Source organism: Janibacter zhaoxuefangae (assembly GCF_050271985.1).
GTDB lineage: Bacteria > Actinomycetota > Actinomycetes > Actinomycetales > Dermatophilaceae.
In genome coordinates, this window is record NZ_CP189849.1 from 347,736 (window position 1) to 368,064 (window position 20,329).

Annotated in this window: 16 protein-coding genes and 1 tRNA gene; 14 read left to right on the forward strand and 3 right to left on the reverse strand. The window is 70.5% G+C overall.

Annotation, left to right across the window (positions count from 1 at the left end; translation table 11 throughout):
• The first annotated feature begins 12 nt into the window (after positions 1 to 12).
• The 5 genes from ACQBAS_RS01675 to ACQBAS_RS01695 all read left to right on the forward strand — a co-directional run bounded on the left by ACQBAS_RS01675 (position 13) and on the right by ACQBAS_RS01695 (position 6,739).
• Positions 13 to 627, forward strand: coding sequence for a TetR/AcrR family transcriptional regulator (locus ACQBAS_RS01675; RefSeq protein ID WP_427384602.1), 615 nt, complete (start codon positions 13 to 15; stop codon positions 625 to 627).
• Positions 627 to 2,360, forward strand: a complete 1,734-nt coding sequence (locus ACQBAS_RS01680; protein ID WP_427384603.1) for an ABC transporter ATP-binding protein — start codon at positions 627 to 629, stop codon at positions 2,358 to 2,360. Before ACQBAS_RS01675 ends, ACQBAS_RS01680 begins: the two co-directional genes overlap by 1 nt.
• Complete coding sequence (locus tag ACQBAS_RS01685) at positions 2,357 to 4,378, forward strand: ABC transporter ATP-binding protein (protein WP_427384604.1); 2,022 nt, start codon at positions 2,357 to 2,359, stop codon at positions 4,376 to 4,378. Before ACQBAS_RS01680 ends, ACQBAS_RS01685 begins: the two co-directional genes overlap by 4 nt.
• Positions 4,379 to 4,643: 265 nt before the next feature.
• Positions 4,644 to 6,410 carry a sodium:solute symporter family protein gene (locus ACQBAS_RS01690; protein ID WP_427384605.1) on the forward strand — a complete coding sequence of 589 codons (1,767 nt, stop codon included), beginning with the start codon at positions 4,644 to 4,646 and terminating at the stop codon, positions 6,408 to 6,410.
• A gap of 11 nt (positions 6,411 to 6,421) precedes the next feature.
• On the forward strand, positions 6,422 to 6,739 hold the full coding sequence (locus ACQBAS_RS01695; RefSeq protein WP_427384606.1) for a hypothetical protein: 318 nt from the start codon (positions 6,422 to 6,424) through the stop codon (positions 6,737 to 6,739).
• Between the two features lie 76 nt (positions 6,740 to 6,815).
• Here ACQBAS_RS01695 and ACQBAS_RS01700 read toward each other — a convergent pair whose 3' ends face one another.
• The gene (locus ACQBAS_RS01700) at positions 6,816 to 7,619 is read right to left on the reverse strand and encodes a dioxygenase family protein (RefSeq protein ID WP_427384607.1); all 804 of its coding nucleotides are present in this window, start codon (positions 7,617 to 7,619) and stop codon (positions 6,816 to 6,818) included.
• Between the two features lie 158 nt (positions 7,620 to 7,777).
• On the opposite strand from ACQBAS_RS01700, the gene topA reads away from it, so the two are divergent.
• Genes topA through ACQBAS_RS01720 form a run of 4 tightly spaced genes read left to right on the forward strand, consistent with a single transcriptional unit; the run spans position 7,778 to position 13,508 of the window.
• Complete coding sequence (gene topA / locus ACQBAS_RS01705; protein ID WP_427384608.1) at positions 7,778 to 10,645, forward strand: type I DNA topoisomerase; 2,868 nt, start codon at positions 7,778 to 7,780, stop codon at positions 10,643 to 10,645.
• Between the two features lie 7 nt (positions 10,646 to 10,652).
• The gene (locus ACQBAS_RS01710; protein WP_427384609.1) at positions 10,653 to 12,221 is read left to right on the forward strand and encodes an AMP-binding protein; all 1,569 of its coding nucleotides are present in this window, start codon (positions 10,653 to 10,655) and stop codon (positions 12,219 to 12,221) included.
• A gap of 7 nt (positions 12,222 to 12,228) precedes the next feature.
• Entirely contained in the window at positions 12,229 to 13,128 is a 900-nt protein-coding gene (locus ACQBAS_RS01715; protein ID WP_427384610.1) for a TIGR02587 family membrane protein, read from the forward strand.
• Positions 13,125 to 13,508 (forward strand): hypothetical protein, encoded by a 384-nt coding sequence (locus tag ACQBAS_RS01720; RefSeq protein ID WP_427384611.1) that lies wholly within the window; start codon positions 13,125 to 13,127, stop codon positions 13,506 to 13,508. Before ACQBAS_RS01715 ends, ACQBAS_RS01720 begins: the two co-directional genes overlap by 4 nt.
• Before the next feature lie 22 nt (positions 13,509 to 13,530).
• Here the strand turns inward: ACQBAS_RS01720 and ACQBAS_RS01725 are convergent, their stop codons facing one another.
• Both ACQBAS_RS01725 and ACQBAS_RS01730 read right to left on the reverse strand, forming a co-directional pair.
• The gene (locus ACQBAS_RS01725) at positions 13,531 to 14,883 is read right to left on the reverse strand and encodes a serine hydrolase domain-containing protein (RefSeq protein ID WP_427384612.1); all 1,353 of its coding nucleotides are present in this window, start codon (positions 14,881 to 14,883) and stop codon (positions 13,531 to 13,533) included.
• 29 nt (positions 14,884 to 14,912) lie between these two features.
• Complete coding sequence (locus ACQBAS_RS01730) at positions 14,913 to 15,785, reverse strand: CapA family protein (protein WP_427385559.1); 873 nt, start codon at positions 15,783 to 15,785, stop codon at positions 14,913 to 14,915.
• Between the two features lie 506 nt (positions 15,786 to 16,291).
• Between ACQBAS_RS01730 and tmk the strand changes: the two genes are divergently transcribed.
• The 5 genes from tmk to ACQBAS_RS01755 all read left to right on the forward strand — a co-directional run bounded on the left by tmk (position 16,292) and on the right by ACQBAS_RS01755 (position 20,317).
• Positions 16,292 to 16,909 (forward strand): dTMP kinase, encoded by a 618-nt coding sequence (gene tmk, locus ACQBAS_RS01735; protein WP_427384613.1) that lies wholly within the window; start codon positions 16,292 to 16,294, stop codon positions 16,907 to 16,909.
• Complete coding sequence (locus ACQBAS_RS01740) at positions 16,906 to 18,045, forward strand: DNA polymerase III subunit delta' (protein ID WP_427384614.1); 1,140 nt, start codon at positions 16,906 to 16,908, stop codon at positions 18,043 to 18,045. The genes tmk and ACQBAS_RS01740 overlap by 4 nt, the downstream gene beginning before the upstream one ends.
• Positions 18,046 to 18,080: 35 nt before the next feature.
• On the forward strand, positions 18,081 to 19,610 hold the full coding sequence (locus ACQBAS_RS01745; protein WP_427384615.1) for an alpha/beta hydrolase: 1,530 nt from the start codon (positions 18,081 to 18,083) through the stop codon (positions 19,608 to 19,610).
• A gap of 100 nt (positions 19,611 to 19,710) precedes the next feature.
• Positions 19,711 to 19,784: transfer RNA gene (locus ACQBAS_RS01750), tRNA-Thr, on the forward strand.
• 71 nt (positions 19,785 to 19,855) lie between these two features.
• Positions 19,856 to 20,317, forward strand: coding sequence for an SRPBCC family protein (locus tag ACQBAS_RS01755; protein WP_427384616.1), 462 nt, complete (start codon positions 19,856 to 19,858; stop codon positions 20,315 to 20,317).
• The last annotated feature ends 12 nt before the right edge of the window (positions 20,318 to 20,329 follow it).

The window sequence follows — 20,329 nt, forward strand, 5'->3', positions numbered from 1 at the left end:
CATACTGCGGGGATGAGTCGTGCACCCGCCATGTCCGTCGAGGACCGCCGAGCCCATCTCATCGACGTGACGCTGCCCCTGCTGCGCGAGCACGGCCGGACCGTCACGACGAGCCAGATCGCGCGGGCTGCGGGGATCGCCGAGGGCACGGTCTTCCGCGCCTTCGAGTCCAAGGAGGCCCTCATCGACGCGACGATCGCGTCCGCGGTCGACCCCACCCGGGTGGCGGACCTGCTGCGGGGCGTCGACGCGGGGCTGCCGCTGCGCGAGCGCCTCATCGAGGCGGTGGGGATATCCCAACGCCGGATGCAGGAGGTCTTCGGCCTGATGGCCAAGGTCGGCGTCATGGAGCCTCCCCGACACGGCCAACCACGACACCACGCCGAGTGGCACGAGCGGATCGACGGGATCATGGTCGACCTCGTCGGCGCCGACCGTGAGCACCTGCGTGTGCACCCGCAGTCCCTCGTCGTCTTCCTCCGGCTGCTCACCTTCGCAGGCAGCCACCCTCACCTGTCCGACGAACACCCGCTGACCCCCGCCGAGATCGTGGACCTCGTCCTCGACGGCACCCGGGTCCGCCCCGGCGCGACCACGTCCGCCCCCCTCAGCCGAGAGGTCCACTGATGCTCATCCGCCTCGTCCGCACCCAGTTGCGGCCCTACCGGTGGCTCGTCGTCACCCTGTTGCTTCTCCAACTCGGGGCGACGGTCGCCGCGCTCTTCCTCCCCAGCCTCAACGGCCAGATCATCGACGAGGGCGTCGCGAAGGGGGACACCGGCTACATCGTGCGCGCCGGAACGGTGATGCTCGCGGTCTCGATCGTGCAGATCATCGCCACGATCTGCGCGACCTACCTCGGTGCGCGCATCGCCGCCGGTCTCGGTCGCGACCTGCGCGGCCGGGTCTTCGACCGCGTCGCCGACTTCTCGGCGCAGGAGGTCTCGCGGTTCGGCGCCCCGACGCTGATCTCCCGCAGCAGCAACGACATCACCCAGGTCCAGACCCTCACCTTCATGGGCTTGTCGATGATGGTCTCGGCCCCGCTCATGATGATCGGCGGCATCATCATGGCGCTGCGCGAGGACCTCGGCCTCGCCTGGCTGGTGGCTGTGGCCGTGCCGCTGCTGGGCGGCTTCGTCGGCGTCGTCATCTCCCGGATGGTCCCGCAGTTCCGCCTCATGCAGACCTCGGTCGACGGGGTCAACCGGATCCTGCGCGAGCAGATCACCGGCATCCGCGTCGTGCGCGCCTTCGTCCGCGAGGACCACGAACGCGCCCGTTTCGGCGAGGCCAACGAGCGCTACACCGGCACGTCCCTGGCCGTCGGCCGGCTCATGGCGGTGGTCTTCCCCGGGGTCATGCTGATCTTCAACCTCTCCACCGTCGCGGTGCTGTGGTTCGGGGCCAAGCGCGTCGATGCCGGCGCGATGGAGGTCGGGGCGTTGACCGCCTTCATGGCCTACCTGATGCAGATCCTGATGTCGGTGATGATGGCGACCTTCATGTCGATGATGATCCCGCGCGCGGTCGTCTCCTCCGGGCGCCTGCTCGAGGTCCTCGACACCCCCACCTCCGTCACCGCGCCGTCGAACCCCGTGCCCCTGCCCGACGGTCCCGTGGGCGTCGAGTTCCGCGGCGTCGAGTTCGCCTACCCGGGGGCCGACGTCCCCGTCCTGCGCGACATCACCGTCGAGGCTCGGCCGGGTGAGACGACGGCGATCATCGGCAGCACCGGCTCCGGCAAGTCGACACTGCTCTCCCTCATCCCCCGCCTCTACGACGCGACCGGCGGGTCCCTCCTCGTGGGTGGCGTGGACGTGAAGGACGCCGACCCCGAGGATCTCTGGGCGCGCATCGGCTGGGTGCCGCAGCGGCCCTACCTCTTCACCGGGACCGTCGCGAGCAACCTGCGCTACGGCAACCCCGCCGCGACCGACCCCGAGCTGTGGCACGCGCTCGAGGTCGCCCAGGCGGCCGACTTCGTCCGGCAGATGCCCGACGGGATCGACTCCGCCATCGCGCAGGGCGGCACCAACGTCTCCGGTGGTCAGCGTCAGCGGTTGGCCATCGCCCGCGCGCTCGTCGCCCAGCCCCGGATCCTGCTCTTCGACGACTCGTTCTCGGCGCTCGACCTCAACACGGACGCTCGGCTGCGCGCCGCGCTCGTGCCGGCGACGCGCGAGACCACCGTGATCATCGTCGCGCAGCGGGTCTCCACCATCACCGACGCCGATCGGATCATCGTCCTCGAGGACGGTCAGGTCGTCGGTTCCGGGCGCCACGAGGAGCTCCTCGACTCGTGCCCCACCTATCTCGAGATCGTCGAATCACAGCAGGGCACGGAGGCCGCGGCATGAGTGAAGTCCCCACGGCAGAGGAGAAGGCGGCCGCCAAGCGCCGCGGACCGAGCGCCGGCGGCCACGGGCCGATGGCCCACATCGGTCGGCCGACCGAGAAGTCGCGCGACTTCCCCGCGACCGCGCGCCGGTTGGGCGGCCGGTTGCGCCCGGAGCGCCGCGAGGTGATCGCGGCGGTGGTGTTGGCCGTCGGCAGCGTCGTGCTGACCGCGCTGGGGCCGAAGGTGCTGGCGCGCGCGACGGACCTCATCTTCGCCGGCCTCATCGGCGGGCGGTTGCCCATCGGCATCACCAAGGAGCAGGCGGTCGACGGTCTCCGCTCCCGTGGCGAGGACAAGCTCGCCGACCTGATCTCGTCGATGGACGTCGTGCCCGGTCAGGGCGTCGACTTCCAGGCCATCGGCGACGTGCTCGTGCTGGTGTCGGCCCTCTACGTCTTGGCCTCGCTGCTGTCGTGGGCGCAGAACCACCTGCTCGCCGGCGTCGTCAACCGGGTCGTCTTCCGGCTGCGCTCCGACGTCGAGGACAAGCTCAACCGGCTCCCGCTGCCCTACTTCGACCGGCAGCCGCGCGGCGAACTCCTCTCGCGGGTCACGAACGACATCGACAACGTCTCGCAGTCGCTGCAGCAGACGCTCGGGCAGATGCTCACCGCCCTGCTGACCGTCGTCGCGACGGTGACGATGATGTTCATCGTCTCGCCGCTGCTGGCCCTGATCGCCCTCGTGACGATCCCGATCTCCGTGGTGCTCACGGCGGTCATCGGCAAGCGATCCCAGCGCCACTTCATCCAGCAGTGGAAGTCGACCGGCGAGCTCGGCGGCGTCGTCGAGGAGGCTTTCTCCGGGCACGACCTCGTCAAGGTCTTCGGCCGTCGAAGGGAGGTCCGCGAGCGCTTCTCCGAGAAGAACGACGAGCTCTTCGCGGCCGGCTTCGGCGCCCAGTTCATCAGCGGCATCATCATGCCGGTGATGATGTTCGTCGGGAACCTCAACTACGTCGTCATCGCCGTCATCGGTGGCCTGCGGGTGGCCAACGGCTCGATGAGCCTGGGCGACGTGCAGGCCTTCATCCAGTACTCACGGTCGTTCACCCAGCCGCTGACGCAGGTCGCGTCGATGGCCAACGTCGTCCAGTCGGGCATCGCCTCGGCCGAGCGTGTCTTCGAGGTGCTCGACGAGGCCGAGCAGACCCCCGAGGCCTCCGGCGACGTCACTCTCGACGACCCGCGCGGTCGCGTCGTGTTCGAGGACGTCACCTTCTCCTACACCGCCGAACGGCCCCTCATCGACGATCTCGACCTCGTCGTCGAGCCGGGTCACACGGTGGCGATCGTCGGTCCCACCGGTGCCGGCAAGACGACCCTGGTCAACCTCGTCATGCGCTTCTACGAGTTGAACGGCGGACGGATCACCCTCGACGGGATCGACATCACCGACCTGACCCGCCATGACCTGCGTTCCCGGATCGGCATGGTCCTGCAGGACACGTGGCTCTTCAGCGGCACGATCCGCGAGAACATCCGCTACGGCCGGCCGGACGCCACCGATGCGGAGGTGCAAGCCGCTGCGGAGGCGACCTATGTCGACCGTTTCGTGCACTCGCTACCGGACGGTTACGACACGGTGCTCGACGCCGAAGGTGGGAACATCAGTGTGGGGGAGAAGCAACTCATCACCATCGCCCGCGCCTTCCTCTCGGACCCCGCCCTGCTCATCCTCGACGAGGCCACGAGTTCGGTCGACACTCGCACCGAGTTGCTCATCCAGCAGGCGATGAATGCGCTCCGCAGCGACCGCACGAGCTTCGTCATCGCGCACCGGCTCTCGACGATCCGCGACGCCGACGTCATCCTCGTCATGGAGGAGGGCCGCATCGTCGAGCAGGGCACCCATGCCGAGTTGCTCGCTCTCGGGGGCGCCTACGCCCGCCTGCACCAGGCGCAGTTCGCGGCGGCCCTCGTCGACGCCGAGGACGAAGGACCGCTCGACCCGCGGTCGCTGGCCGGCCTTGGTTGAGATGGCAGGGCTGGTCATTCAGGGCCGGGATATGTCCCGGCCCTGGCAGGCCACCCCGGCCATGTGAACGTTTCCCGGCCCAGGCCGCCGGGCACGTGGCGGCAGCGCGCTCCGGCACCCTGAGGTCGCTGGACGTTGAGCACAAACCCGACTCGACCGTGAGCAAAGGTGCATGGGGCCGACGCGGCGAATCGGACTACCGAGGAGTACGTTGCCGAGGTAAGCGGCCAACAGTGGCCTTCCCCGATTCGCGGAGGCGTCGTCGATGTCATCCACCCTCACTCCGGCGGTACTCCCGTCCGCCGACACCCTGATCGACGCGGGACCCGTCGACTACCTGATCGTGGCGATCTACTTCGTCTTCGTTCTCGGTATCGGCTTCGTGGCCCGTCGGCAGGTGTCCGACTCGATCGACTTCTTCCTCTCCGGGCGTTCACTCCCGGCGTGGGTGACCGGCCTGGCCTTCATCTCGGCCAACCTCGGTGCCGTCGAGATCATGGGCATGTCGGCCTCGGGCGCCCAGTTCGGCCTGCCGACCGTGCACTACTTCTGGGTGGGTGCCATCCCCGCCATGCTCTTCCTCGGCGTCGTGATGATGCCCTTCTACTACGGCTCGAAGGTGCGCTCGGTCCCCGAGTTCATGTTCCGTCGATTCGGCACCGGCGCCCACCTGGTCAACGCCATCTCCTTCGCGGTGGCCCAGCTGCTCATCGCCGGCGTGAATCTCTTCCTCCTCGGCTCGATCGTGCACGCACTGCTCGGCTGGCCGCTGTGGGTGGCCCTCATCGTCGCGGCGGCGATCGTCCTCTCCTACATCACCCTCGGCGGTCTGTCGGCGGCGATCTACAACGAGGTCCTGCAGTTCTTCGTCATCGTCGCGGCGCTCCTGCCGCTGACCCTCATCGGCCTCAACCGCGTCGGTGGCTGGGACGGTCTGACGAGCAAGATCACCGAGGCCGCGGAGAAGGCGCCAGCCTCCGCCGAGGTGCCTGCGGCCGCGCAGCAGCTCAACAGCTGGCCGGGTCAGGCGCTGTCGGGCTTCGACTCCTCCTTCTGGTCGGTCATCGGCATCGTCTTCGGTCTCGGCTTCGTCCTGTCCTTCGGCTACTGGACGACGAACTTCGTCGAGGTCCAGCGCGCGATGGCGAGCAACTCCATCTCGGCGGCCCGCAAGACGCCGATCATCGGCGCCTTCCCCAAGATGTTCGTCCCCTTCATCGTCATCATCCCGGGCATGGTCGCCGCGGTCCTCGTCAACGAGATCGCGGAGCTGAAGAACGGCGGCACCCCGCCGGGCGGGTCGTCCGGCGAGGGCGTGACCTACAACGACGCCCTGCTGCTCCTCATGCGCGACGTCCTGCCCAACGGCCTGCTCGGGCTCGCGATCGCGGGTCTGCTCGCGGCCTTCATGGCCGGCATGGCGGCCAACATCTCGGCCTTCAACACGGTCTTCAGCTACGACCTGTGGCAGCGCTACGTCCGCAAGGACCACTCCGACGACTACTACCTGCGGATCGGCCGCCTCGCGACCGTCGCGGCGACGGTCATCGCGATCTTCACCGCCGTCATCGCCTCGGGCTACACGAACGTGATGACCTACCTGCAGACGCTCTTCGGGTTCTTCAACGCGCCGCTCTTCGCGACCTTCATCCTCGGCATGTTCTGGAAGCGGATGACGCCGACCGCCGGTTGGGTCGGTCTCGTCAGCGGTACGGCCGCGGCCATCACCGTGGGCGTGCTCGCCGAGGACACCCTCGGCGGTCTGAGCCAGGGCGTCCTGCCGCTCAGCGGCCAGGGTGCCGCCTTCGTGGCGGCGGCGGCCGCCTTCGTCGTCGACGTCGTGGTCAGCGTGGCCGTCTCGTTGGTGACCAAGCCCAAGCCGGCGTCCGAGTTGAAGGGTCTCGTCTACTCCGAGACCCCGAAGGAGGACCTCACCGACCCGAACGAGGCCAACCTCCCGTGGTACCAGCGGACCGTGCCGCTCGCCGGCCTGGCCCTCGCCCTCGTCGTCATCCTCAACTTCGCCTTCTGAGAGGACGAATCATGACCACCAAGACCACGCAGGCGGACGGCAAGAAGACCGCCGGTGCCTTCGACATCCGCAACATCATCGGTCTCCTGCTGGGGATCTACGGCGTGATCCTCACGCTCATGGGCCTCCTCGGCGACGCCGAGCCGGCCAAGACCGGCGGCACGAACGCGAACCTGTGGACCGGGCTCGCGCTCCTGATCGCAGCCGCGGTCTTCGTGATCTGGACCAAGGCGCGGCCGATCGTCGTCCCCGCCGAGGTCGAGAAGCCGCTGCCGGACCCGACGCGGCCCGGGCCGACGACTCGGTCGGGCGCCAAGAAGAAGCGCTGATCGCACGCGAAGGGCGGGCATCCGGATCACCGGATGCCCGCCCTTCGTCATGCCTGCGGGAGCAGGGAGTGTTGGTTCAGTTGAACTGCCAGGACCGCTTGCTCAGGCCGAACCAGAAGCCGTCGATGACACTCTCGTTTGCCAGGGAGCCGGACTCGTAGGCCGCGCCGAGGCTGACGAAGAGGGGTGCCCAGTGCTCCGTGCGCGGGTGGGCCTGGCGGGCGGCGGGCGCCTTGTCGAGGAAGTCGAGGACGGCGTCGACGTCCTGGGCCGCGAGGGTCTCGGCCGCCCAGTGGTCGAACTCGCTGGAGGCGGTCGGAGGGGTCGCGTCCGGACCGGCAGCCGGGTTGAACCAGCGGAGGTTGTGCGTCGTGAAGCCAGAGCCGACGATGAGCGTGCCCTGGTCGCGCAGCGGGGCCAGGCGGCGCCCGAGGTCGAAGAGGGCCTTGGGGTCGAGCGTGGGCATCGACAGTTGGAGGACGGGGACGTCGGCCTCGGGGAACATCTCGACGAGGGGAACGTAGGCCCCGTGGTCGAGTCCGCGGCGGTCATCGTGGTGGACGGTCGTGCCGCCGGTGCTGAGCAGGCCGTCGATGTCGGCGGCCAGGTCCACGGCCGGCGGGGCGTCGTAGCGCACCTGGTAGTAGCGCTCCGGGAAGCCCCAGAAGTCGTACACGAGCGGGGTGCCCGCGCGGGTGGAACTGACGGCGATCGGCGCCTCCTCCCAGTGGGCGGAGACCATGAGGATGTTGCTGGGGCGCGGCAGGCCGTTGCCCCACTGGCCGAGCTGCCCGGTCCACGTCGCGTCGTCCGCGAGCGGAGGGGCGCCATGGCTGAGGTAGAGCACCGGCTGGCGGGTGGGGGCGAGGGTCTCGGTCATGGGCTGAGCATAGCAAAGAATAGTTGAATGTTCAACAACAGGGGTCTGCGGACTCGCCCCCATCGTCGCCCGAACGCGGGACCGGCTACCGTCTGACCGCAGAACCGTGTCCGAGCAGCGACGAATCCGCTGCACGCGGTGACAGAACAGGTAGGTGCGTGGTGAGCGGTCGCAAGCTCGTCATCGTCGAGTCTCCCGCCAAGGCGAAGACCATCGCGGGATATCTCGGCAAGGACTACGACGTCGAGGCCTCCGTCGGCCACATCCGGGACATCCCCACCCCTTCCGAGATGCCGGCCGAGATCAAGAAGGGCCCGTTCGGCCGCTTCGGCGTCGACGTCGACAACGACTTCGAGCCCTACTACCTCGTCGACGCGGACAAGAAGAAGAAGGTCAACGAGCTCAAACGGCTGCTCAAGGGCGCCGATGAGCTCTACCTCGCCACGGATGAGGACCGCGAGGGGGAGGCCATCGCCTGGCACCTCCTCGAGACCCTGCAGCCCAAGGTTCCCGTGAAGCGGATGGTCTTCCACGAGATCACCAAGGAGGCCATCCAGCGCGCCGTCGACAACACCCGCGACCTCGACCACCACATGGTCGACGCGCAGGAGACGCGACGCATCCTCGACCGGCTCTACGGCTACGAGGTCAGCCCGGTGCTGTGGCGCAAGGTGAAGGCGGGTCTGTCCGCCGGCCGCGTCCAGTCCGTCGCGACCCGCATGGTCGTCGAGCGCGAGCGCGAGCGGATGGCCTTCCGCGTGGCCGCCTACTGGGACGTCCTCGGTTCCTTCACCCCCGACGTCGGAGGCAACGCCTTCACCGCGCGCCTCACCGGAGTCGACGGCGCCCGCGTCGCCAGCGGCCGCGACTTCCGCGACGACGGGACGCTGAAGTCCGCCGTCGTGCACCTCGACGAGCAGGCCGCCACGGCGATCGCCTCGGCGACCCTGGCTGCCGACGTCACCGTCACGGCCGTCACCGAGAAGCCGTACACCCGGCGGCCCTACGCCCCCTTCACGACGTCCACGCTCCAGCAGGAGGCATCGCGCAAGCTGCGCCTCACGAGCAAGAACGCGATGCGGGTCGCCCAGCGGCTCTACGAGAACGGCTACATCACCTACATGCGTACGGACAGCACCGCGCTGTCCTCGGCCGCGATGTCCGCGGCCCGCAGCCAGGCGCGCGACCTCTACGGCGCCGAGTACGTGCCCGACAGCCCGCGCACCTACGCCAAGAAGGTCAAGAACGCGCAGGAGGCGCACGAGGCGATCCGCCCCGCGGGCGACCGGTTCCGCACGCCGGCGCAGGTCGCGGGCGAGCTCCGCGGCGACGAGTTCCGCCTCTACGAGCTCATCTGGCAGCGCACCGTCGCCTCCCAGATGGCCGACGCGAAGGGGTCCACGGCCACGATCAAGCTCGGCGCGGGCCTGACCGGGTGCCCCGCCGCGGACCGGGTCGAGTACTCCGCCTCGGGCACCGTCATCACCTTCAAGGGCTTCCTCGCTGCCTACGAGGAGGGCCGCGACCTCGACGAGCTCGCCGCCCGCACCGCCCAGGAGGAGGACCGCCGCCTCCCGAAGCTCGGCGAGGGCGTCTCCCTCAAGGTCGTCTCGGCCGAGGCAGACGGCCACGAGACGTCGCCGCCGGCGCGCTACACCGAGGCGACACTCGTCAAGGCCATGGAGGAGAAGGGGATCGGTCGCCCGTCGACCTACGCCTCCATCATCGGCACCATCCAGGACCGCGGTTACGTCCAGAATCGCGGCGCGACGCTCGTCCCGACGTGGCTCGCCTTCGCCGTCACGCGGCTCATGGAGGAGCACTTCACCCGACTCGTCGACTACGACTTCACCGCCTCCATGGAGGAGGACCTCGACCGCATCGCCGCGGGCGACGCGGCCCGCGTGACGTGGCTGAAGCGGTTCTACTTCGGGGACGAGGCGACGTCGGTCGAGGGGCTGCGCGACCTCGTGGCCGACCTGGGCGACATCGACGCCCGCGCCATCTCCACGATCGACCTCGGCGACGGCATGGTCGTGCGCGTCGGCCGCTATGGCCCCTACGTCGAGGAGGTCGTTCCGGCGGGGATCGACCCCGCGACGGGTGAGGTCCTCGCCGACGAGGCGCCCGAGACCCGCGCCACCCCCCGCCGCGCGACGATCAACGACGACATCGCCCCCGACGAGATGACGGCCGCCAAGGCCCGCGAGCTCCTCGAGGTGGCCGCCGACGATGGTCGCGTGCTCGGCACGGACCCCGAGTCCGGGCACGAGATCCTCGCACGCGCCGGGCGGTACGGCCCCTACGTCACCGAGGTCCTGCCCGAGAGCGAGACCGAGAAGAAGGGCCGCGCCAAGGTCAAGCCGCGCACCGCGTCCCTCTTCAAGGACATGGACCTGGCCACGATCGACCTCGAGACGGCTCTCCAGCTCCTGTCGCTGCCCCGCGTCGTCGGTGTCGCCAACGAGACCGTCACCGCGGACGACGGCACCACCGCGGAGGTGCCGGTGGAGATCACGGCACAGAACGGTCGCTACGGCCCGTACCTCAAGAAGGGCACCGACTCCCGCTCGCTCGAGACGGAGTCCCAGCTCTTCAGCATCACCCTCGACGAGGCCCTCGCGATCTACGCCCAGCCCAAGCAGCGCGGCCGCGCCGCGGCCAAGCCGCCGCTCAAGGAGTTCGACGCCGATCCCGTCAGCGGCAAGAAGGTCGTCGTCAAGGACGGCCGGTTCGGTCCCTACGTGACGGACGGCGAGACGAACGCGACGCTCCGCAAGGACGACGAGCCCGAGACGCTCACCCAGGACCGCGCCTTCGAGCTGCTTGCCGAGAAGCGGGCCAAGGGGCCGACGACGCGCAAGCGGGCGACGAAGAAGACCGCCACGAAGAAGACCACAGCCAAGAAGACGACCGCGAAGAAGACCACCGCGAAGAAGACGGCCACCAAGAAGACCGCGGCCAAGAAGACGACGGCCACGAAGGCCGTCGCGAAGACGGCGGCGGCCGAGAAGCCGGCGGAGTGATCGCACGGTGAATCCCCTGGTGGTCGCCACGACCATGGCCAAGCGCGGGATGCTCGCGCCCGGGCCGCCACAGCGCACGGCGCGGCAGCTGCTCGCGTTGAGGCGCTGGGGGTTCGGTCTCGCGGGTGAGTTGCGCCAGGCGGCGAGTCGCAGCCCGAAGGCCGTGGCGGTCATCGACGAGCAGCGCGGCGCGGTCACCTATGCCGAGCTGCTGGCGCGCTCGGAGCGCGCGGCAACCGTCCTGGCGGACCTCGGCGCTGCGCCCGGCACGCGTGTCGGCCTGCTGGCCCGCAACCACGTCGGAGCCGTGGAGATTCTCTTCGGGGCGAGCGCGATCGGCGTCGACCTCGTCCTGCTCAACACCGGGCTCTCGGCGGAGCAGCTCGCGCTCGTCGCGGCCCAGCAGGAGCTGGTGACGCTCGTCCACGACGACGAGTTCGGCCCCGTCGTGGCGGCACTTCCCGACGCCCTCACCCGGATCGACGAGACCGCCTTCACCACGCGCCTCGAGGCCCTGCCTGAGCCCGCTCCGCTCTCGCCCCCGGCGCGCGCGGGCCGGACGATCATCCTCACGTCGGGGACGACGGGCACGCCGAAGGGGGCCGCGCGCAAGACCCCGGGTGGGTTCGGGCCACTCGTCACGATGATCGACCGCATCCCGCTGCGGGCACGCGGCCGCATCCTCATCAGCGCGCCGATCTTCCACACCTGGGGTTTCGCCGCCCTCCAGTTGGCGACGGCGTTGCGCGCCATCGTGATCCTCCAGCGGCGCTTCGACCCCGCCCAGGTGCGCGCAACCATCGGCGACGAACGTGTCGACGCGGTCTTCGCCGTCCCGGTCATGCTCCAGCGGATGCTGGAGCTGCCCGACGACGGCCGCTCGGCCGATCGGTCGCGCCTGCGGGTCGTGGCGACGAGCGGCTCCGCCTACCCCAGCGGCTTCACGACGCGCTTCATGGACGCCTACGGCGAGGTGCTCTACAACCTCTACGGCTCCACGGAGGCGTCGTGGATCTCCATCGCGACACCAGCGCACCTGCGTCGTCACGCCGACACCGCCGGCACGCCTCCGCTCGGGACGATCGTGCGCCTCGTCGGTGAGGACGGCCGCGACGTGCCCGACGGGGAGCGCGGCCGCATCTTCTGTGGCAACGGCCTCGTCTTCGAGGGCTACACGGCGGGCGCCGCCAACAAGGAGTTCCTCGACGGCCTCGTCGCCACCGGGGACGTCGGCCACCGCGAGGGCGGTCTGCTCTTCGTCGACGGGCGCGATGACGACATGATCATCAGCGGCGGGGAGAACGTCTTCCCCTCCGAGGTCGAGTCCGCACTGATCGACCACCCGGCGATCCGCGAGGTCGCCGTCGTCGGCGTCCCGGACGCCGACTTCGGCCAGCGGCTGGCCGCCTTCGTCGTCCTGCACGAAGGTCACGCCGTGACGGCGGACGAGGTGCGCGAGCATGTGCGCTCCCGCCGCGCCCGGCACGTCGTGCCCCGCGACGTCGTCGTCCTCGACGAGTTGCCGCGCAACGCCACCGGCAAGGTCCTCTACCGGGAGCTGCGCGAGCGGGCATGATGACCGCATGACCACCACGGCGTCGGCGCCCACCGGGACCAGCCCCGCGCGAGCGGAACTCGGCGAGCTCATCCACGCCGCGTCCGGGGGGATGCTCTTCGGCATCCCGCTGCTCTACACGATGGAGGTGTGGTGGACGGGCTCGCGCTCCCACCCCCTCGTCTCGTTGCTCGTCCTCGTCGCCCTGTGGGCCGCGCTCATCGTCCTCAACAAGACCGAGGGGTTCCGCCGCCGGCGCGACACGAGCCTCATCGCGGCAACGCGCGACGCGGTCATCTCGCTCGCGGTCGGGATCGTGCTCACCTTCGTCGTGCTCGTCCTCCTGCGCCAGATCACCCCGGACGTCCCGATCGGCGCCATCGGCGGGATGGTCGTCTACGAGTCGGTCCCCTTCTGCCTCGGCATCGGGGTGGCGCGGCACCTGCTGCGCGGGTCGCGCGCCGGCACCGACGAGGACGGCGACAGTGATGACGAAGGGGGCGACGGCGACCGCGAAGGCGCCGCCGAGCACCCCGTCAACGTCACCCTCGCGGACCTCGGCGCGACGGCGATCGGCGCGACCTTCGTCGCCGTGACCATCGCGCCCACGGACGAGGTCAGCCAGCTCGCCGCGGGCCTCGACCCGGGGTGGCTCATCGCGCTCATCGGGGCGACGCTGGTGACGTCCTACGGGATCGTCTTCGCCGCCGGGTTCACCGGTCAGGACGCGCGCCACGAGCAGGCTGGTCTGCTCCAGGCGCCGCTGACCGAGACCGTCGTCGCCTACCTGCTCTCGCTGGTCGTCGCCTTCGTCCTGCTGTGGCTCTTCCAGCGGGCGGACGGGCCGTGGACCGAGATGCTCGACCGCGTCATCGTGCTCGGACTCCCCGCTGCCATCGGTGGCGCTGCTGGCAGACTCGTCGCATGACCGGATCCTCGGAGCGCACCGCGGCGCGGTGGGCGACCTTCGCCGGGGCGTGTGTCGTCCTGCTCGTGCTCGTCGTCCTGTTGGCGCTCCAACTGCGTGGCCCCAGCGAGCCCGCCGATCCGCGGGTGGTCGTTGGCGAGGCGCGTCAGGTCGGGACGAGTTGGCACGTGCCGGTGACGCTGCGCAACGTCGCCGACGACACCGCCGCCGCGGTCCAGGTGTCCGCGAGCCTCACGGTCGACGGCGAGGAGGTCATGGCGGGCGACCAGAGCGTCGACTTCCTCTCCGGCGGCGAGGAGGTCGCGCTCGTCTTCGTGATGCCGCAGGATCCGGCGGACGGCGAACTGGCCGTCGCCGTGACGGGCTTCGCCGAGCCCTGATCGGGCCGCCGACGTCCGATCGTCAGAGCCACTCGCCGAAGGCCAGCGGCTCCCGGGTGAAGAGGTACGTCGCCCAGTTCATCGCCTCGACGGTGCCGTCGGCCGCGCGCCGGATGCGGAGGAGTTCGCCGCGCTCGCGCCCGGAGACGGTGCGGTGGAGATCGGCTTCGATGCGCTCGAAGACGGCCGGAGGTTTGTTCGCGGGGGCCTTGGCAGCGCGCGCCTCGAGGGCTCCCTGCCGGACACTGAAGATGAACTCGGTGCCCTCGGAGAACCACGGGCCCAGGACGCCCGCGAGTTCCGCGGGGACAGCCGTGCCCGGCGTCCACGCCTCCGGCTCGACCGGCTCGCGGTCGAGGGCGGTCGACGCGTAGGTGATCGCGGCGGCGGCCGGGTCCGGGCTCGAGGTGCTGTTCATCAGGACGAGGCCGGTCGTGGCGCTCTCGCGGTGGGTGAAGGCTCCCGTGATCCCGCCGGGCCAGCCGCCGGTGTGGCCCACCCAGGTCCGCTTGGCGTCGTCGCGGAAGAGCATGAGGCCCAGGCCGAAGGCGGCGGTCCACCCCTGGACGTCCATGACGACCTGGGGCTGGCACATCTCCTCGATGGTGTCGGGGGAGAGGATCGAGGGGTCGGGGTCGGCGATGAAGCCGCCCCAGCGCGCCATGTCGGTCAGCGTGCTGGCGAGGCCGGCGGCGGCGTCGACGGCGCCGACGAGCAGGTCCGGCTCGGCGGCGGGCACGTCGCTCCACGGCGGCACGAAGTAGCGCCCGGCCGCGCGGCCGCCCGGGGCGACACCGAGGGTCGTGCGGGTCAGGCCGAGTGGTTCGAGCAGGCGCGTGCGGATCGCCTCGAACCACGTGTCGGTGCGGGACAGTCGGGTGACGACCTCACCGAGGACCGAGAAGGCGAGATTGCTGTAGTGCCAGTGCGTGTGCGGGCGGCCCACGCGCTCGGCGGCGTTCCAGTTGTCCACGAGGGCGTCGCGGCCGGGGAACTCGAGGGTCTCGAAGACGTCGCCGACGGGCTCGCGCTGCATGCCGCTGGTGTGGGCCAGGAGCTGGCGGATCGTCACCTCGGGGTGCGCGGCGCCGGGGACGTGGGTGCCGACCGCGTCGTCGAGGCGGAGTTTGCCCTCATCGCGCAGGGCCATGATGGCGACCGCCGTGAAGGTCTTGCTGTTGGACGCGATCGGGTACTGGGTGTCGGCGTCCGGCGCAACACCGGGCGCGGCCAGGTCGGCCGTGCCGACCCCCTTCGTCCACGCGAGGACGCCGCGACGGGCGACGCCCGCGGCAAGGCCCGGCACCCGACCCTCCGACTGCGTCGTGATCGCGAGGTGGTCGAGATGGCGGACGGTGTGCTCGGAGAAGGCCATGACGGCACGCTACCGAGCCGCGCGGGAGGTCAGGACGTGGGGAGCGGCCCGGCCATCGTCAGGCCCTTGCTGTGGCCACCGAGCAGGTTGACGACCGACCGCACGTGGCTGACGCGCCGGGAGTAGGCATCACGCGTGGTCGAACTGAGGCTCGTGTCCTTTGACGCGGTGACGAGGTCCACCCATCGATAGGGCCGCACGTTGGGTGAGTAGCCGGGGATGTAGCTGGCCTGCTTGACGACCCAGTTGCCGTCCCACCGCCGGTAGAAGCGGAAGCGCGCCATGATCTGCTCGCCGGTGCTGGCGTTGTACTGCGTCGTGCTCGTCGCGAAGGAGTTGCCGAGGCCGTAGGCCACCCACTTGTAGTTCACCTTCGTGATCGGCTGGACGACGTGGGCGTGGTGGCCGTAGACGAGCGAGACGTCGCGCGAGGCGGTCAGCGTCGTGACCAGGGACTTCTGCTGGGCGTTGGGCGAGTGCTGGTACTCCGTGCCGGCGTGGATGGCCACGATGACGATGTCGGCGCCAGCCTCACGGGCCCGGCGCGCGTCGCGCAGGATGGTGGTGGCGGACAGCGGCGTGTTCACGGCATAGGGACGCGTCGACGGCACGGGGATCCCGTTGGTGCCGTAGGTCGCCGACACGATCCCGATCGTCACGCCTTGGCGCGTGATCAGCAGGGGGCGGGTGTCCTCCCAGGAACTGCGCGCCGTGCCGGTGTGCCGGACCCATTGCGCGTCGAGAACCTCCAGCGTGCGCGTGATGCCGCTGAACCCCTGGTCGAGCGAGTGGTTGCTCGCCGTGGTGCACGCGTCGTAGCCGACCGCCTTGATCGCGGTGACGATGTGCGCCGGAGCGGCGAAGGTCGGGTATCCGCTGTAGGGACCTCCGGGCGGGGCGATGGGGTCTCAAGGTGGCAGACCCCGAGGTCGGCGGGGGCGACCCGCCGTTCCTGGGCGCGCAGCATGGGTCGGAAATCGAGGCTCCCGGCCGTGGTCGAGTCGCGCCGTGCCTGGTCGATCAGGGGAGTGTGGATGAGCATGTCGCCGCTCAGGACGATCGTCACCTCCGTTCCCGATTCCGATGCGGGCGCCACGGCAGCTGATGTCGCGGCCGGTGCCGTTGTCGTCGGCGCCGACGCGACCACCTCGGCCCCCGCCGGAAGGGCGCACGAGCCAGCCACCGCCCCGCTGGTCGCCGCCGCCACGACGGCCAGGCGCGCCCGTGCCACGCCACCCCGCCGAGCCCGCATCCGGTGATCCCCTGCGTCCACGGTCATGGCCCGTCCTTCCGCCCCACCGCCCGCGCCCCCGGCACTGCCGTCGGGTGCATCGTGCGACCACTTCAGCGTAGGCCCGGATCTCGCCGGTGTCCGGGCTTGACGGTGGACTGGCCTAGGCTCGGCCGGGTGACGGACGGATACTTCATCGCCTTCGAGGGCGGCGACGGCGCGGGGAAGTCGACCCAGGTGCGGTTGCTCGCCGACGCGCTCCGCGAGGCCGGACGCGAGGTCGTCGTCACGCGACAGCCCGGGGGCACCGACCTCGGCGCGGCCATCCGCCAACTGCTCCTGCACGGCGACCACGTCTCGCCGCGCGCGGAGGCGCTCCTCTTCGCGGCCGACAAGGCCCACCACGTCGACGAGCTCATCCGGCCGGCGCTCGAGCGCGGCGACGTCGTCCTCACCGATCGCTACACCGACTCCGCCGTCGCCTATCAGGGCAGCGGCCGCGACCTCGGAGCCCGCGAGGTGCACGACCTGCAGATGTGGGCCGTCGACGCGCTCGTGCCCGACCTGACCGTCATCGTCGACATCGACCCGGCCGCCGGGCGCGCCCGGCGTGGGGACGAGCACGACCGGCTCGAGGCGGAGGCGGACGACTTCCACGCGGCCGTCCGGGCCCACTTCCTCGCGCAGGCGGACGCCCACCCCGAGCGCTATCTCGTCGTCGACGGCAGCGCGGACATCGCGGTCATCCACGAGGCCATCCGCGGCCGACTGGTGGCCGACGGGGTGCTCGCGTGAGCGTCTGGGACGAGGTCGTCGGCCAGGACCCCGCGGTGGAGACCCTCCGCGGTGCCGTGGCGGACGCCCGACAACTGACGCACGCCTGGCTTTTCACGGGGCCGCCCGGGTCGGGTCGCTCCGTCGCCGCCCGCGCCTTCGCCGCGGCCCTCCAGTGCCCCGAAGGGGGCTGCGGCACGTGTCGCGAATGTCGGACGGCGCTCGAGGGCAGCCACGCCGACGTCGACGTCATCGCCACCGAGGCGGTCAACATCAAGGTGGCCGAGACGCGCGACCTCGTCGGGCTCGCGGCCCGCCGCCCCTCGGTGGGGCGCTGGCGGGTCATTCTCCTCGAGGACGCCGACCGGCTCGGTGAGGCCGCCGGCAACTCGCTGCTCAAGGCGCTCGAGGAGCCGAGCCCGCGCACCATCTGGTTGCTGTGTGCACCGAGCCTCGAGGACGTGCTCGTCACGATCCGCAGTCGCGCCCGGCACGTCCGCCTCCGCACGCCGCCGGTCGAGGCCGTCGCCGAGCTGCTCCGCACCCGGGACGGCATCGACCCGTCCATGGCGATGTACGCGGCCCGCGCCGCGCAGAGCCACATCGGCATCGCTCGCCGGCTCGCCCGCGACGAAGGGGCGCGACTGCGCCGCCACGAGACCATCACGCTCGCCGCGCGCATCCGCGGCGTCGGGGACGCGGTCAACGCGGCCGCCTCGCTCATCGAGATCGCCGAGGAGGAGAAGGAACGGTCGATGGGGGAGCGCAACGCCACCGAGCGCGCTCGCCTCCTCGAGATCCTCGGCGCCGACCCGCAGGCGCGTACCCAGCCGCCGCACGTGCGCTCGCAGGTCAACCAGCTCGAGAAGGACCAGAAGGCCCGCGGCACCCGATTCATGCGGGACATGGTCGACCGGGCGCTCGTCGACCTGCTCTCGGTCTATCGGGACGCCCTCATGCGTCACTCGGGTTCCCCGCTCGGGCTCGTCAATCAGGACGCGGTGTCGGTCGTCGACGAGGTGGCGCGCGCCTTCACGTCCGAGCAGCTCCTGCTGGCGATGGATGCCATCGGCACGGCACGCGAGCGGATCGAGGGCAATGTCCCCCCGCTGCTCGCGCTCGAGGCCATGGCGATCTCACTGCAGTTGCCACGCTGACTGATCGACACCTCGGGCCGGTAGCGTGCCGTCCCATGAGATCTCGCTCGGCCGCCTTCGCGGTGCTCACCGCCACGGCCCTCGCCCTCTCCGGCTGTTCGCTGATGGAGGATCTCACCGGTGATGCCCCGACGCCGCTGCCCAGCGGGGACACGTCGGCGCCTGCGGGCACGAGGGGACTCGAGACGTTCTACGAGCAGGATCTGACCTGGTCGGACTGCCTCGGCGGTCAGTGCGCCGAGATGACGGTGCCGCTCGACTACGAGGACCCCACCGGCGAGACCATCTCCATCAGCGTCCTCAAGGCGCCGGCGGTCAGTGCGGGCAAGCGGATCGGCTCGCTCATCGTCAACCCGGGCGGTCCGGGCGGCTCGGGCGTCGACTACGCCGCCGCGGCGGACCAGATCGTCAGCGCCCGTGTGCGGGATCGCTTCGACGTCGTCGGCTTCGACCCGCGCGGCGTCGGCCGCAGCGAGCCCGTCGACTGCCTCGACGACACGGCGCTCGACGTCTACCTCGGCGCCGACCCGACGCCGGACGACGCGGCGGAGGAGAAGGAGTTCGCAGCGAACGCGCGCACCTTCGCCCAGGGCTGCGACGAGAAGTCCGGCGACCTCCTGACGCATGTGTCGACGGTCGAGGCCGCCAAGGACATGGACGTGCTGCGGGCCGTGCTCGGCGATTCCCAGCTGACCTACCTCGGCAAGTCCTACGGCACCTTCCTCGGAGCGACCTACGCGGAGCTCTTCCCGGAGCGGGTCGGTCGGCTGGTGCTCGACGGCGCGCTCGCGCCGGACCTGACGGGGGAGGAGTTCAACCTCGGTCAGGCGACCGGCTTCGAGACCGCGACGAGGGCGTGGGCCCAGGCCTGCATCGACGCGGGCGACTGCCCCCTCGGCGACTCCGTGGATGCCGTGATGACGGGCCTGTCCGAGCTGCTGACCGGGCTCGACGAGAAGCCCATCGAGACGAACGACGGGACCATGCTCACCGAGGGCTGGGCCTCCATGGGCATAGCCAGCATGATGTACGACGAAGGTCGCTGGGACTACCTCACGGAGGGCATCCGCAGCCTCGAGAACGGCGACCCGGAGCCGCTCATGGACTACGGCCGGCAGTACGCCTATCGCAACGACGACGGGACCTACTCCTCCAACATCATGGAGGTCATCAGCGCCGTGAACTGCCTCGACCGGCCCGAGGACGCCGACCTGACGAAGCGTCGCGCCCAGGCCGAGCGCATCTCGGAGGAGGCCCCGGTGTGGGGTGACTTCCTCTCGTGGAGCTCCCTCGTCTGCGGCGAGTGGCCCGTCAAGGGCGAGCAGGCCCCGCGGAAGATCAGCGCGAAGGGGGCCGCCCCGATCGTCGTCATCGGCACCACGCGTGACCCGGCGACGCCCTATGCCTGGGCGCAGCGGCTCGCGGAGCAGCTCGACGAGGGCCGGCTGATCACCTTCGACGGCGACGGTCACACGGCCTACCTGCGCTCGAACGACTGCGTCGACAAGGCCGTGGACGACTACCTCCTGCGCGGCACGGCGCCGAAGGACGGGCTCCGCTGCTGACCGGCTGAGGTCGGCCCGAGCGATCCGGAACGAGACGATTTTCGCGCCGGGGGCTCGGTCCGTATACTCTTCCCTCGTGCCCGACCCGTCGGGCTCGGTCGCCGCCTTAGCTCAGTCGGCCAGAGCGGTTCACTCGTAATGAACAGGTCGTCGGTTCGATTCCGACAGGCGGCTCAGATGACGCCCTCGACTTCGGTCGGGGGCGTTTCTGTTTGTTCTGGTGGCCGGCAGGGTTGGATGGCCTCATGGGTTTCTCTCGTGTCGCCGGCCACTTCACCTTCGACGCCGTGTGGCACCTCCCCGAGCCGGCCGCGCGGGTCTTCGACGTGCTGGCCGCCGCGGACGACTACGGCCTCTGGTGGCCCCAGATTCGTTCCGTCCACCGCATCGACGAGGTCACGGGGACGGCCGTCGTGCGCAGCCTCCTTCCCCTGCCGCTGCACCTGCGGATGACGCAGTTGGTCCGCGACGAGGCGATCGGCCGACTCGTGGTCGAGCTCGGCGAGGACCTCGACGGGTGGGCGCGCTGGGACGTCGCCCCGGCGCCCGGTGGGTCCGTCGCGACCTGGCGTCAGGAGGTCGACGTCCGCGGGCGCTGGCTGCGGCTGGGGGCCAGGCTGGCGCCGGCCGTCCTGCGCGGCAACCACGAATGGATGATGCGCTCGGGAGAGCGGGGCCTGCGGGACCACCTCGCCGTGCGTCGCTGAGCGGCGACACGT